Origin of the sequence: Colwellia sp. Bg11-28 (assembly GCF_002836245.1) — a bacterium.
GTDB lineage: Bacteria > Pseudomonadota > Gammaproteobacteria > Enterobacterales > Alteromonadaceae > Colwellia > Colwellia psychrerythraea_A.
In genome coordinates, this window is the sequence record NZ_PJBA01000008.1 from 105,535 (window position 1) to 121,449 (window position 15,915).

Here is a 15,915-nt window from a genome sequence, read left to right on the forward strand (position 1 = left end):
CTAATCCTTTCCGTTGTTTAATAATTGAGATTTTGTCGCTTTCGACTGGGCCTTGGCAGCTAACATCGCGCGATAATCTTTGATGATTTGCAACATAAAGTAAAATACCATCATCGCAAAACCAAAGATCATGCTGGCACTCCATAATCCTTTAGGCCATTGCAAGTACAAACTCATACGTCCTTTTTCAATGACAAATAATCCGTATTTAGTCGCATAATAGCCAAAAATACAGGCGGCAATTGTACAAATAATCGAAACAATAAACCGGATCAGCTCAATTTTAAACGGGTCAGTGACAACTAGGCTGACGATACCACCGTGAATGTGTGCCCGCTCTTTAGTCGCATAGCCCATGCCGAGAAAATAGATCCATACCGCCATTAAAATTGCCGCTTCTTCTATTCCTGCAAAAGGGGACTCTAAAACATAACGCATGATGACTTGGGTGAACATTAATATGGCAAGCCCGAGACCACTAAAAATCATGGCCGCTTTGAGACAGAAATCGAGAAGAAATTGAAACTGTTGTAACGTGGTTTTTTTGGTTTTACTTGGTAAGTCAACTTGTTGAAGTAGACTCTCGGATTCTAAGGTACTGGTTTTCATAAACATATATCCTTGATTTTGTAAATTATAGGCTCAGGTCACTTGCTGACTTGAGCCCAGATCACACCTAATTAAGGAATTACTGAATACCGGCTATCTCACGCATCATTTTCATGATGTCGCTGCCAACCTTTTTCTCCATGTATGGCCATTCTTTTGCGTACAAAATACTTTTAGCTTTAGCGCGATCCTCATCAGATAACTCAATAACCTTAATACCGCTTTCACGAACCTTGTCTAGAAATCCGTTATCAATAGTCTCTGCTTCCTGCCATGCCCATTTAAGCGTTTCATCCGCTGCCATTTGCATCTTCTTTCTTTCAGCGGCTGGAAGATCTTCCCACCAGTCTTTATTAACTAACCAGAAAGCATGCTCAAAATAATCACGCGTTAAAATGTAAGCTTCGAGCACATCACGCATTTGGTAAATTTCAACTGCCGGACCAAATGCCCTGCCATCTACTGTACCTAACTGTAGTGCAGTATAAAGCTCAGAATATGGCATAGGAACAGCAGAGAAACCCCAGTTTTTAAAACGCTCAATAGCCAATGGCGATGGGATCACCCGCATTTTTATGCCTTTCGCATCTTCAGGGAAACTAGTTGGGATTTTATCAACACCTTTGCGGATAGTAATAGAACCAAAGCCAGTTGGAATAGTCCCTAACGCCACTAGATCCATTTCGGCAAAAATTTTGTTGTAAACATCAAGCATCGGACCACCAGGACCATAAACTTTACGTGCACTTTCCCAGTCATCAACCACATAACCTAGCCAAGTCAGATCGAGTCTGCCATCAAATTCAGACGCACCATAAGTAATAGTCATGGGAATAACACCCATCATTGCTTGCTCAAACTGCGAGGTCCAATCGCCTAAATCACCGCCTGGATGATAATCAGCTTTATAAGAAGAGCCTTTATCGCTGAGTTGCTCCATGAACTTCTCAGAAGTGTGATGAAAAATATGTTCGGTGTTATAAGCTTGGGCAAAAATAAACTTACTATCTGCTACTGCAGTATTCATTACAGATACACTTAACACAGCAGCCATCGTACAAGCACTAACAAGCTTATTTTTGGTGATCATTGTTGTAATTTTTTTTGTCTTCAACATTTTGAATCCTCTGTTTTAGGTTTTATATGCCTTATTTCAGAATAATTTTTTATTCCGATAATAGGCGAGGTCCAGATCAGTCTGCCTCGTTTTAAAGTTCAGATAAATGTTATATATCTTAACTAAAGTTAATTTTTTGCTTACCTAAAAGACACATATACCTATAACGCAGAAAGCATTAATCAGTCCCATTTGTTAGCGCTTTGATTAACCTAAATTACCTGACCTATCGCTAAAGGAGCCATAGCTAAAGTTTCTGGTGGGGATAGCTAAATAGTGATGTTAAATTAGCTGTTTTCAAATGGATTAGTGAAGCTAGTCTGATGAAGAGATCTGCCGAGGTAAAATGGCATGGCTCTACTTTGAACACCATCACCTGCACTTTTAGCTGATGGATTTATTCCAGTTTGAATTTGGGTGTGACAAGGAGGTTATTCTTTTTTCGCCATGCCAGCTAATGAGAGAGGATTGTATGACATTCTCTCTCCTTAGCTGGCAGAATTAACAATATCACTACACGTCAGCCTTAAAATAATAGCGATATTTTCAATAGTTTTAGGGTTTCCAGTTTAACTTAAAGCGCGTTTATTTCTCTGTGTTCTTAAGGAGTAATTCCATAAAGCTATCTAAAATAATGTTTGAACGAGCACTTTTTCGGGTAACAGCCGAATAATAGCTTTCAATGCGAAATTTATCAGGTTTTATCGCCCTGAGCTTACCATCAGTCACCCATTGTCTAGCAAAGTGTTCGGGCAAATATCCAATATAACGTCCGGTAAGAATCAAAAAAAGCAGACCTTCACGATCCGTAGCACTGGCCGTACTATTAAGCTTTTGCAACAAGTGTCTAATTTCAGGCGTCTGTTGATAAGATAGCACTACTGCGTCACTTTTCGAGATTATCGTGTTAGTAAGTTGTTTATCGTCGAGCGTAAAATATGGGTGGTCTTTACTGCAATATAGAAACGATTCCTCTTGATATAGTTGATGATAATTGAGGCCTGAAAGGGGTCGAAGTTCAGGAACTACACCAATATGCAACCGGCCATCAAGAACATCGATCTCAATTTTATCTGGCGGCATCATCCTTAGATTTATTTGTATTTCAGGACCTAAATCTTTTAATGCCATCAAGGCATTGGTAAGTCTCATATGCTCAATGGTAACCAAATTATCGGTAATACCTATATTAAGTTCGCCTTTAAGCTGCTCATTAATGCCATTGACCTGAGTTCGAAATGTTTCCAATGCACTAAGCAATTCAATTACAGACTGATAGACCTCTGCGCCTTCTTCCGTTAGAGAAAAACCGGTACGGCCCCGTTGACAGAGTTTTAGATTAAATCGTTTCTCCAGATCTGAAATAGCAATACTGATTGCGGGCCGACTGATATTTAATTCCACTTCAGCTGCTGAAAATCCACCACAATCAACCACTGTTTTGAATATACGTAACATCCGCAGATCAATATTACTGACTTGTCCTGTGAAACTTCGTTTTTTTAATGTCATAGCTCTCCAATAGGTAAACAAATGTTTAACTTAGGTTAATTATGTTTGAATTTATTTACGTTAGCCGTTGAGCAAGTATAAGTCAATATCGACACTTTGAAAGCAAGTAATGAGTGTGTGACATCGGGCTATCACCTTAACGCGATTACCCACAGTCGATATTAAATCGTAGTAATAAACCTATTTGTAGCGGCTCAATTACTGAGAGTTATAAATCAACAGAGATATAAGTATCAATAAAAATAGCACGTAACTTACTAAGTTTCGCACTTAAAAAATAACTATAACAAGATCAAAACGGGGAACACTATGAATAATTTTAACTTTAAAACATCACTACTTACTTTAGCTATTCTGTTACCAACATCTGCAGCCTATGCAGAGACTTCTGAAGAAAGCTTAACAAAACAGCTTACTGAAATTCAGACTCGTTTAGCGCAATTAGAAGAGTCTAAAAAACCAGTCGCTGATGCAAGTGAAACATCTATTAATTTTTATGGCTCTTTACGACCTACTTTTGGCGTAACAAGCAGTGATACAGAAGATAGCTGGGATGTTGGTGACGCGTTATCACGCATTGGTATCGGCGCAGAGCATAAATTGAGCAATGGCATGACGGGTTTTGCAAAGGGTGAGTTTAAAGTTCAAATTCAAGGTGATGCGCACTTTGGCGATGCACGTAAAGCTTATGTTGGCATAAAAGGTGATTTTGGTCGTATTGCGATAGGTAAACAAGATACTACTCAATTCGCCATCATTGCCGGTCCAGTTGATATTTTTAACCGTTCAGCATCTCCACTTGCTTATGATGATGTTAGCCCATTTCGTCAACAAGAAATGGTTAGCTACAGAAAGAGCTTTGGTAACTTAAATTTTCGTATTGAAGGTCAATTCAAAGGTGAAAGCGATATTGAAGGTAGTGACTTAGTTAACGGTGGTGTTCAATATACAGGTGATAGCTTTACTTTAGCTGCCGCTTATCTAACTAAAGACCTTGCCGGAACTGACGAAAACACCCTGGGCGTCTCCGCATCAAAATCATTCGGTGACTGGTACGTTGCTGCCGCTTATCAAGACGTCGATCGCGGCGGTAATGGTCAAGATATTAATACGATTGATTTAGTTGGTGCCTACCGTATTAATGATAGCTACAAGCTTAAAGCGGGCTACTCTCTATTTTCTGACGATTTGATGCCTACTGATAGTAATGAAGTTACCCGCTTTAATACCACATTAGAATGGCAAGGAAGTCCAGATTATCGCTTATTTGTTGAATTTCAAAATAACAGTTTCGAAAATGATAACGCGAAAGATAATAATCAGCTCATCGTAGGTATGCGCTACAACTTTGATTATAACTTTTAACTTATTTTGTAACTACTCAGCCTAAATAAAGTTATTTCAAGACTCAACGGGATCGAGTTATTTGATCCTGTTGAGGTGATTTATCAGAGCAGTATAAATGATAAACGCCTCACGCTAACTTTCTCAAAGAGACTAGGATTTTCAAATCCACTGTAAATTCATGATTAGAAATTTTGACCCTAAGGTGATTTCACTTAGATGACAATCGGCTTTAAATCTAATTTCGAAATCGACTGGGCTGGAGAATATGCCCAATGATGAGAGCTTACTTAATGTCAGAGTTAATCTTAATAAGGTAATTTTTCACTCAACCTTTTACTTAACTATTTACTTAACTAAAGTTCAATAATTATAAATTTATTAATCTTACAGATTGTTGATAATAACACAATCTGAAGTCTGTAAGACTCATATAATGAGGTGAAATATGAACAACCAAACAAAACATGGTATCACTCAGGCACAACTTGAGGCGCACTGGATGGCGTTTACCGGCAACCGTGAGTTTAAAAAAGACCCACGCATCATCGTTTCTGCCCAGGGCAATTACTACACCGATGCCGACGGTAGAAAAATCTTTGATGGTTTATCTGGTCTGTGGTGCTGCGGCGCGGGTCATAGTCGTCCGGAAATTACCGAAGCGGTGAGTAAACAATTAAAACAATTGGATTATGCGCCCGCCTTTCAATTTGGTCATCCGAAAGCCTTTCAACTAGCCGAGAAAATTGTTGAGTTTATGCCCAAAGGGATAAACCGCGTTTTTTATACTGGCTCTGGCTCAGAAGCCGCTGAAACTTCACTGAAAATGGCACGTGCCTATTGGCGCAAAAAAGGTTTGGCCAGCAAAACTAAATTAATCGGTCGCGGTTTGGGTTATCACGGCGTTAATTTTGGCGGTATTTCAGTTGGCGGTATCGGTGCTAACCGCTCGTTATTTGGTCCTGCAGTCGATGCCGACCATTTACGCCATACCATGTTAGACGAAAATAAATTTGTTAAAGGTCAACCCCAAACAGGCGTTGAGCTAGCGAATGAATTACTCGATTTAGTGGCGCTGCACGATGCTTCAAATATTGCCGCCGTGATTGTTGAGCCCATGGCGGGCTCTGCTGGTGTGATACCACCGCCAGTAGGCTACTTAAACCGTTTACGTGAGATTTGTGACCAGCACAATATTCTTTTGATTTTTGACGAAGTGATTTGCGCTTTTGGTCGCATGGGTGCCAATACCGGGGCAGAAGCCTTTGGCGTCACCCCCGATATTATTAACATCGCTAAACAGATGACCAATGGCACCATTCCGATGGGCGCGGTGATTGCTAAGCAAGAAATCTACGATACCTTTATGGAGCAAGGTGGCCCTGAGTATATGGTGGAATTCCCGCATGGTTATACCTACTCCGCTCACCCTGTTGCTTGTGCAGCCGGACTGGCCGCCTTAGAGATTTTGCAAACAGACAAACTCATTGAACGTGTTAAAGACCATAGTCCGTATTTTGAAGAGTCCGTTCATAACCTTAAAGGCTGTAAACACGTCACTGACATTCGTAGCTATGGTTTTGCGGCTGGTTTTACTATCGACCCCGTACCCGGTGAGCCTGCATTACGCCCTTATCAAATAGCGATGAAAATGTGGCAGAAAGGATTTTATGTTCGCTACGGCGGCGCCACTATCCAGCTTGGTCTGCCCTTTACCAGTGAACGCGAAGAAATAGATTCATTGCTCAGTGCTCTGGGCGAAACCTTTAACGAAATAGCGTAAACAATTTAACAATGGGCTTTTATCCATCGGATTGGCAGCCCACCTCGGAGAATTTTATGAATGAAGTAAATGTAATAGGCCATTTAATCAATGGTGAAATGGTTAATGATGATGTGCGCACGCAAGCAGTCTTTAATCCGGCTACCGGCGATGCAGAAAAGAAAGTCGCTTTAGCGTCAAAGCAAACGGTTGAACAGGCCATTTCAGCGGCTCAGACAGCCTTCCCCGCATGGCGTAATACCCCGGCAATAAAACGTGCACGGGTGATGTTTCGTTTCAAAGAATTATTAGAACAACATGCCGATACTATCTGCAGGCTCATTGGTGAAGAGCACGGAAAAATATCACACGATGCTGCGGGTGAATTACAACGCGGTATTGAAAACGTTGAGTACGCCTGTGGTGCACCTGAGTTACTCAAAGGTGAGCACAGCAAAAATGTTGGTCCAAACATTGATTGTTGGAGTGAGTTTCAACCGTTAGGTGTTGTTGCCGGTATTACGCCGTTTAACTTCCCTGCCATGGTCCCTATGTGGATGTTCCCACTGGCAATCGTGTGCGGTAATTGTTTTATCTTAAAACCTTCAGAGCGCGACCCAAGTTCAACCTTGTACATTGCTCAGCTATTAAAAGAAGCTGGTTTACCTGATGGCGTAATGAACGTCGTGAACGGTGATAAAGAAGCGGTCGATGTGTTATTAAGTGACGAGCGCATTAAAGCGGTGAGTTTTGTTGGCTCAACACCCATTGCTGAGTACATCTACGCCACCGCTAATGCCAATGGCAAACGCTGTCAGGCACTGGGCGGCGCAAAAAATCACGCCATCATTATGCCCGACGCTGACATGGACAATGCGGTCAATCAACTACTTGGTGCTGCCTTTGGCTCATCAGGAGAGCGCTGCATGGCGTTATCTGTTGCGGTTGCCGTCGGTGATGACGCGGCTGATGCCTTAGTAGAGAAAATGACAGAAGCGATGAAAAACTTAAGTGTTGGCGCTCATGACAAGGCCAGTAATGATTTTGGTCCGGTCATTACGCAAGCACATAAAGACAAAGTCGAAGGCTATATCACCAGCGCCCAAAATCAAGGCGCAACCATTGTTGTCGATGGTCGCCAACCACACGTTGAAGGTTATGAAAATGGCTTCTTCGTTGGCGCCACCTTAATTGACGGTGTCACGGCGGAAATGGACAGTTACGTTGCTGAAATCTTTGGGCCGGTATTACAAGTGATGCGCGTTAAAACCATGCAAGAAGCAATGCAGTTAATTAACGACCATGAATACGGCAATGGTACCTGTATCTTTACCCGTGATGGAGAAGCGGCGCGTTATTTCTCAGATAACATTCAGGTCGGTATGGTTGGTATCAATGTGCCACTGCCTGTGCCTGTTGCTTATCATAGTTTCGGCGGCTGGAAGCGCTCATTATTTGGTGATTTACATGCTTATGGCCCAGATGGCGTACGTTTTTACACCAAACGTAAAACCATCACGCAACGCTGGCCTTCAAGTGGCGTGCGTGAAGGCGCAAGTTTTGCGTTTGCTTAGTTAACTACCTTGAAAAAAATCAGTGCGGCTTAATTAAAATTAAGTCGCACTTTCGTCCCTCCCCTTTCCTTTCTTTTTTTTATTTCCCTAAGCTCACTCATTATTTACAAACAGTAAAACGTCACTAACAAATATGGTTACTTTTTCGTGGTTATTTAGTCGTTTTGTAGTGCTAAAAATTCACTGACTGCTTTTAGGTTTTTAATTTTGCTATAAATAGCATAAAGTTATCCACTATCATTCTTTCTGGATTTAATAACTTGTGAAAACTCCATCGGCATTTATTATTGGCGCAGCTAAAAAACAAGATGAGGTAGGTAGTCTTGATCAGGTTTTACTGCTCGAATCACAATTACTTCAACGTGGTATTACGCCTAAACATCTAGTGATAGAACCTTTAGAGGCTGATTGGCATAGCCCTGAGAAAGAACATCACTTTAGAAGTGGTTGCGCTCCAATTGAAGCCTTGGCTGAAGCAAAAAGATTAATAGAAAATGGTGAAGCTGCAGTTGTAATTAGTGGTGAAGATCATATCAGAACGGGTTATAGCCGAGAAAATCGGTTAAGTAAAATGGCAGTTTATGGACAAAGTTATCCGTTAACACAAGCTTATACCGACTTAGCGCGAGCTTTTAGTGACAACCACACCATTACAGAACAACAATTTAAAGAATTCTCTAGTGCACTGTTTGAAAATTATCAAATCAGTTTTCGTAACGCTCTGTCTGATACTTTTACCCCAGAATTATTGCCCGATTTACGTTGGCATAAACCGATAACAGATTTATTTAGAGGGGTTGATTGTGCTAATCCTATGGTAGATTTTTCAGGTCGATTATTATTGACTCGTGCAGACATCGCCGAGCAGTTGGGCGTTGATAAAAGCCAATGGTTGAAGGTCAAAGCCGTAGGATTGAGCCGCCTTGATGGTGATGGGCGAGAGTTTTTAACCGACATTTCTCGATATGAACATTTACAGCAAGCTTATCAACAAGCCTGCGGTGAAGCTAATATCGACTTTGTGCAGCTGTTCAAAGGTGGTGATGCCTTATTAGAAACTTATACTTGTTATCCTGTTGTTCCAATGGCTTTTTTATTAGTCAGTGGTTTGGTTGAAGTCTTAGAAGATATTCCAGACTTTCTTGCTAAGCATAGTATTACCATAACAGGTGGTATGAATTTGGCCAAAGCCGCCTGGAATAATCCGGCGCTTAATGCACTAGTGCTAATGCATCATCGATTATGTGATGGCCCAGAAAAGCTTGGTTTAATACATGGAAATGGCGGCTTAGGTTATCGACAAGGAGTCGCGATTGTAGAGCGTGTTGAAGTTTAATAGGTTGATAACGTTTAAACTGAACTGCATATTAACTCTATTATTCTCATGGTTTAACTTCAAGCAATACAGCGTTATAGTCATGATATAACTATTGCCCTAATTTACTTCCCCCTTAATTTTCCAAATATATTTTCTACTTGCTTCAAAAGATAGTTAAAAATATTTTTTGAAGTAGCCATCAATTTCGTATTTTTCACTTTATCTTCAACAGCTAATTTCAGACTGTATTATAAAGGCTACAAATACCCCAATAGCAAAATTCTTTAATAAAGTGCTAGATAAACTCATCAGCTTGATGTTAATAAAGTGTTACTATAAATTACATTAAGAGGTTATTTAAAGGAAGGAGTAACTTAAAATAATAATAAAGAATAAACACCAAATAGGAAGAGCAATTGCAAAAACCAATTAGACAATTAACCTTAGCTTTAGCTTTAGTGTGCCTTGTTACCTTTATTCCTTACCCTTTTGTTGCCAACTGGCTACCAATGCCTTTTGAAAGCGCATTAAATTTTGCTCTATTCACTTTACAAATTATTAGCAGTATATTTTTATTTTTTTGTTTTAAAAAAAACACCTCACGCTCATTCAAACTGTTTTGGCAATATCTGCTTTTAGCTGCACTCGCGATCGTCGCAAGTAAATTATTAAATAGTACACCTGCAAGTATCAGCCAGCAGTTGTATCAAGACTTTGCTTCGCTCTTTGTTTATTTCTTTATTTTATTGGCAATAGAAACCAACCCTCATTTAAGTGATGTCCCGCTTAATAAATATATTGGAGGTAGAGTTCCTGCTATATTTTTCACGCTGATTTGTTTTTGTTATTTTATTTTATTACCTGCCGAATTTTCGGGAAAAATATACCAAACAGCTAAACCGTCCTTGTTATTTCACCTAGTAATAAATAGCCTTATTATCGCCAGATTAATACAGTGTTTAGTGAGTGTTAAAGACAATTTCTGGCGTTATAGCTTTGCACTACTTTCTGGGAGTGCTATTTTTTTGCTGATAGGAAATATCAGTGCCTTTATTGATAAGGATTCAGTCTTCATTAGCACCAACAACTATTCTCTTCAGCTTATTGCTTTGCTGCCCTATTTCTTACTTATACTCGCCGCAAACATCACCTTAAAAATAAGTAAGTTACCTATCGCGATAGAAAAAGAACCTCATCCAGAACACTATATTTTACTGCTTATGCTTATACCAACCGCAGCTCATTTATATGGCTATGAGCACAAGTTGTTTTATAGTGTTAATAGCAATCTGCAATCTATTATCCTGCTTTTTTGGTTATTTGTTGGCGCCACTTTGCTATCAGGTATTGCAATCACTCATCGCAGCCAAACTAAAAAGCTTAAGCAAAATTTACTTTCAGAAAAAAACCAACACCAGCAACTTAATAGTCTAAATAATGACTTAACCGATGCGCTGATTAACAGTGAAGATAAAGCGATAGTCAACGCTTCAAATAATGCCATATTAACAACTTCAATTACTGGTGAAATATTATCGGCTAACCCCGCAGCAGTACAAATGTTTCAAAGCCTAGAGCAAGAATTAAAAGGTATATCGGTGAGTCGCTTATTTGCAGAAAAAGACGAAATGCACTTCTTTTTTGACTTTCAAAGCAATGTCTATTCATTGCAGCGTAAAGCTTTAGGCATATCGGTGGAGTGTCTTTCGCTACGTTCAGATGGTACAGAGTTTCCAGCACAAGCAGAGTTACAGTGGGCTGATCGCGCTAAACAACCACTTATTGTCATAACTTTCATTAATTTATCCGCAAGAAAGCATGCTGAAAGACAAACTTTAGAATTAAAAGACAAATTCATCGCTAACATTTCACATGAGTTTAGAACACCACTCACCATTATTAATGGCATTATCGATAGGTATATAACCAAAACAACCAATGAATTAGAAAGTGAAGAATTAACCACAGCTAAACGTAACGGCCTTAGATTAGTACGTATGGTTGAGCAACTGTTAGAGCTTTCACGTTTAAGTGACAATCCACAACTATCGCTGAGTACTTATCGATTACAAACCCTAATGATGATGCCTGTTGATTCATTTTCTCGTTTGGCATCACAAAATAACTTAAGCTTTACGAGTAATATTCCTGACGACTTGTGGTTAGATTGTGATGGCCAAGCTTTTGAAAAAATCATCTTTAACTTGCTTGCTAATGCGATAAAGTACACCCCTCACGGAGGCTCTGTACAAGTAAATGCTTATGTCGAGCAAGACACTATTATTTTAAACGTTATCGACTCAGGTATAGGCATCAACAAAGACTCTCTAGATAAAATATTTGGACGTTTTCAACGAGCTGACGATGTGAAGAACCAAGCAACTTTTGGTGTAGGTATAGGTTTGTCTTTAGTTAGTGAACTCGTAAAAGCCCACGGATGGCGTATCAGCTTAGTGAGCGAGCATGGCCACGGCAGTAAATTCAGCCTTTCAATACCGTTAGCACCCGCAAATGAGGTAGAGGCAGAAATATCAATGAGTATCTCAGAAAATGAGGTGACTTCATTACTCACTGAGCAGCGTTGTGTAGCGAATATTGAGAGCAATCATTCACAGAAAGTCGTATTAGTGATTGAAGATAATTTGGATATGCAAAGTCATATAAAACAAGTCATTGAACAACAACATCACTGTATTCTTGCCGGCAGTGGTGAGCTTGGCCTACAATTAGCACAAGAATATATCCCTGACCTCATTGTCTGCGATTTAATGTTAACCGGTATTGATGGATTTGAAGTGTTAACACAGTTAAAGCAAGATGAAATGACCGCACATATTCCGGTAATATTACTCACCGCAAGATCTGATCTTGAAAGTAGGTTACAAGGCCTGAACCTAAATGCTGATGAGTATTTAAGTAAACCTTTCAATCAACATGAACTGTTAACGAGAATTCAAAATTTAATTACGAATAGGCAGCAGCTACAAAAACGCTATTTACAAAAATTTAATGAAGAGCGAAAAGCAGAGCGAAAAAGTACCAGCCAACAAAATGTCGCAAACTTAACGCAAGAGACCGTTGAGCAAATCAGTCTGGAAGATAAGTTTTTACATAAACTTGAAGCGCTGATCGCTAAACATTACACAGAGCCAGAGCTTGATATCTCATTACTTGCCAAAGAACTCGCCATGAGTGAAAGACAATTACAGCGAAAAATTAAAGTGATACTAGGCACTACGCCTAATAACTTCATCAAAGAATTTCGTTTGAAAAAGGCACAAGCATTACTAACCAGTGGTGCACAAATTGGGCGTATAGCTTTAGATGTAGGCTTCTCATCACAAACCTATTTTGGCCGTTGTTTTAAAGAAAGTTATCATTGCACGCCCAAACAATACCAACAAAAAATGGCACAACAAAACTCAACTCCCGATTGTTAACTTATAGCAGCAACTAACCCTGCTTTAATTTGACTAACTTACTTAATTCGCCAACATCTTGTTGCTGAATAACATCTAAATAGTTAAACGGCTGCACCTTAGGTGCATAAAGCCCCAGCCAATTCATGTTATTATCTCGAGCAATCTTTAAGGCATGTTCAGCAATAACACTCACTTGATCCCATGATAGCGCCATAGGTTGTTCAAAATTAAACGGGTAAAAAGAATAAGCCACATTTGATTTAATGCCATGGCCCAATACTTGTGCAAAACGATCCGTTAAGCGAGTTACCAACTCACGGGTGTTATCATCTTTTTCATAACCGATAATAACAAAGGTGTCATCAGCCCACCGAATAACCAAATCTTCATTATTTCGACTATATAGTAATAGGTCAGTAAGGTTAACCAATTGGCTATTAGTTACTTGCTCTATATTCTCAAGTTTTATCATGACAAGGTATAAGCGTGGTAATAGGCTGCGCTGTACGGGCAGAATATTTTCATGAATTTGAGACATCAGTTGGCTAGCTTGTTCGATATAAATATCTAAATAACGACGGCTTTTAACGCCTGTCACTTTATCTACCGTTGCCGCATTCTCTAACTGTTTATTTGCCTGTTCAAGCTCAACATTCTTCAAATGAAATTCTTGTGTTTTATCTCTTACTTGCTGCTTTAAATTAGCTTTTTGTTGCTGTTCAATAAGTAACTTTCGGTTTAAAAAACGCGAATAAGTTAACAGTAATAAAGCAATCAATGCGGCATAAAGCACATACGCCCACCAAGTATTCCACGGGGCTGGTTTAACTACAATATCAAGGGATAATCCTGGTTCACTCCACATATTATCGTTATTAGCAGCAATCACCTGTAGCTGGTAGCTACCTGCCGGTAAATTGGTATAAGTGGCTCGTCGTGACTTACCGGCATCTATCCATTCTTGGTCAAACCCTAATAAGCGGTATTTATAACGTGTTGACTCTGGAGCTGCGTAATTTAATCCGACATATTCGAATGAGATCAGTTGTTCACTGTAGTCAAATTCCAATTGGGTTAATTTTGATAATGAGCTTCCTAAGGGCATCGGCTCATTCAATTTTAAAATACTTGTTAATCGAACTTCGGGTGAAAAAATACTGGTCTTTATTTTTTCAGGATTGATACTATTCATTCCTTTACCTGCACCAAAGTATAATGTGTTATCCATCGAGCGAAATACAGCAGAGTGAGTGTACTCGAGATCAACTAGGCCATGAGTAAGGTTGAAATGCTTAAAGCTTTTATCACCCAATGAATAACGAGATATACCTTTATTGGTGCTAAACCAAATATCATCATAAGCATCTTGAGTGATGCCGTATACTGTCAAACTTTTCATACCGTCTTTAGTATCAAGGTGAGTAAATGAAAAGTTGTTATTCTGACGATTTTCACGGCTTAATATGCTAAAGCCTGAAGATTGAGTACCAAACCAAAGGTTTTTATTATTGTCTAACAGCATGATCCATGAAAAATCATCAGAAATACTATTAAGGTTATTTTCCTCATGACTAAAGTGTTTAAACGTTCTCTTCATAGGGTCAAAACGACTTATCCCACCACCAAAAGTAGCCAACCATATAAAGCCTTGGTCATCCTCTAACAATTGTACAACATGATTACTGCCAGGCCCTTTTTCTCTATTTAACTTGTTTTTTATAAACCGTTTAAAAGTACCATCTTTATTTAATAAATTAAGTCCTTGATGGAAAGTAGATACCCAAAGGTTGCCATTCCTATCTTTAATAATATCCGTAATACTATTTGCCGAAATAGAATTATTGTTTTCAGCATCATGACTATATGAAATAACTTTCTTCGTTGTTAAATTTATTGAAAACAATCCTGAAGCTCGCGTCCCCACCCATAAAGTGTTTTCATCGGCAAACATAGTCATAATTCTATATTCTGAAAACGAAGCGTTAAAGTCGGCAGTTGAAATTGAATTATCATATTGCGACAACCGATAAATTCCAGCGCTATAGGTACTAAAATATATATTTTCTTTATCGAACTGAGCAAAACTAGTGATATTGTGATTTTTTAAAACAGGATCCGTTTGAGTACTATATTGTCGAAAAGTCGCTAGGTTAGGATCCCAACGATTAACTCCAGAAAAAGTACCTATCCACATCACCTTATGATTATCTTCAAAAAAAGTGAGAACAAAATCATTACTTATACTGTATGGATTATTCGGAGAGTAATTATATCGACTGAAATGATTGGTTTTGTAATTATAAATAGATAAACCATTATCTGTGGCAATCCAAATGTTTTGTTCTGAATCCTGAAAAATGTTACTTATTGCATTACTGCTAATCGTTGACTGATCATCAACATTAAGTTGAAAGTGAATAAATTGCTCTGTACTAGGAGTATACTTCAGCAAACCGCTATCAACTGTGCCGATCCAAACATTTTCATTAATATCTAAGTGCAAACTACTGACAAATTTGTTTACATAATTCGCACTATTTTGATCACCGTACTTTATGGATTTAATAAAATGTCCTTGTAAATCAAATACCGAAATACCCCCGCCATTTGTACCAACCCAAATTTCTTGATTGCGGGTCTCAATAATTGAAAGTACAGCATTATGCGTAAGGCTATTAGGATTACCTAGCTCTTGAAATATTTGCTGAGTTGACCACTTTTCGTCATGAGATCTGAGAATATTTAAGCCATTTTCGGTAGCAACCCAAATTTTACCTTCACTATCCTCAAATAGTGCATTCACAGAATTATTAGTTAACGTTGCATTTTTTGTTTTAGTGGTAAAATGTAAAAAGTCTTGAGTTGTTTCTCTATATAAATTCAAGCCCCCACCGAAAGTTCCCACCCAAATACGTTGTTGTTTATCAATAAGAATACGACTGATTACATTAGAGCTAAGTGAACTAGGCCGAGAGCTATCATGCTGAAAACTTAGGGTTTGGTGGCCATCAAATCGGTCTAGCCCCTCAGATGAACCAAACCACATAAAACCATCTTTATCTTGGACAATTGTTCTGACAAAGTTATAGGACATTGGGTTGTCAATACCAAAGTTTTTAAACAATTTGACTTCTTGTGCAAAAACACTGAAATGAAGACTAATAAGAAATAACAAAAGAAGAATATTTTTCACAAAACAGCTCTTATAAATTGATGATATTTAGAAGTTTACAGCATGAAATAAAAAAGCCACTGCT

The 15,915-nt window shown here is 38.8% G+C and carries 9 protein-coding genes; 5 read left to right on the forward strand and 4 right to left on the reverse strand.

The window, feature by feature from the left end:
• The 3 genes from CXF79_RS16540 to CXF79_RS16550 all read right to left on the reverse strand — a co-directional run bounded on the left by CXF79_RS16540 (position 1) and on the right by CXF79_RS16550 (position 3,184).
• Positions 1-609: a TRAP transporter small permease gene (locus tag CXF79_RS16540; RefSeq protein ID WP_101156601.1), complete on the reverse strand. Its 609-nt coding sequence runs from the start codon at positions 607-609 to the stop codon at positions 1-3.
• A 79-nt stretch (positions 610-688) separates the two neighbouring features.
• Positions 689-1,726 (reverse strand): TRAP transporter substrate-binding protein DctP, encoded by a 1,038-nt coding sequence (dctP, locus tag CXF79_RS16545; RefSeq protein WP_198560089.1) that lies wholly within the window; start codon positions 1,724-1,726, stop codon positions 689-691.
• A 585-nt stretch (positions 1,727-2,311) separates the two neighbouring features.
• Entirely contained in the window at positions 2,312-3,184 is an 873-nt protein-coding gene (locus tag CXF79_RS16550) for a LysR family transcriptional regulator (RefSeq protein ID WP_269801475.1), read from the reverse strand.
• 363 nt (positions 3,185-3,547) lie between these two features.
• Between CXF79_RS16550 and CXF79_RS16555 the strand changes: the two genes are divergently transcribed.
• From CXF79_RS16555 to CXF79_RS16575, 5 genes are all read left to right on the forward strand, one after another.
• Positions 3,548-4,603 carry a porin gene (locus CXF79_RS16555; protein ID WP_101156606.1) on the forward strand — a complete coding sequence of 352 codons (1,056 nt, stop codon included), beginning with the start codon at positions 3,548-3,550 and terminating at the stop codon, positions 4,601-4,603.
• Between the two features lie 427 nt (positions 4,604-5,030).
• Positions 5,031-6,365: an aspartate aminotransferase family protein gene (locus tag CXF79_RS16560; protein WP_101156609.1), complete on the forward strand. Its 1,335-nt coding sequence runs from the start codon at positions 5,031-5,033 to the stop codon at positions 6,363-6,365.
• Between the two features lie 56 nt (positions 6,366-6,421).
• Positions 6,422-7,918: a CoA-acylating methylmalonate-semialdehyde dehydrogenase gene (locus tag CXF79_RS16565; protein ID WP_101156612.1), complete on the forward strand. Its 1,497-nt coding sequence runs from the start codon at positions 6,422-6,424 to the stop codon at positions 7,916-7,918.
• Between the two features lie 262 nt (positions 7,919-8,180).
• Positions 8,181-9,254, forward strand: coding sequence for a hypothetical protein (locus CXF79_RS16570; RefSeq protein WP_101156615.1), 1,074 nt, complete (start codon positions 8,181-8,183; stop codon positions 9,252-9,254).
• Positions 9,255-9,652: 398 nt separating this feature from the next.
• The gene (locus CXF79_RS16575) at positions 9,653-12,676 is read left to right on the forward strand and encodes an ATP-binding protein (protein ID WP_232769223.1); all 3,024 of its coding nucleotides are present in this window, start codon (positions 9,653-9,655) and stop codon (positions 12,674-12,676) included.
• A gap of 13 nt (positions 12,677-12,689) precedes the next feature.
• On the opposite strand, the gene CXF79_RS16580 is transcribed toward CXF79_RS16575, so the two are convergent.
• On the reverse strand, positions 12,690-15,851 hold the full coding sequence (locus tag CXF79_RS16580) for a two-component regulator propeller domain-containing protein (RefSeq protein WP_101156617.1): 3,162 nt from the start codon (positions 15,849-15,851) through the stop codon (positions 12,690-12,692).
• Positions 15,852-15,915 lie beyond the last annotated feature (64 nt).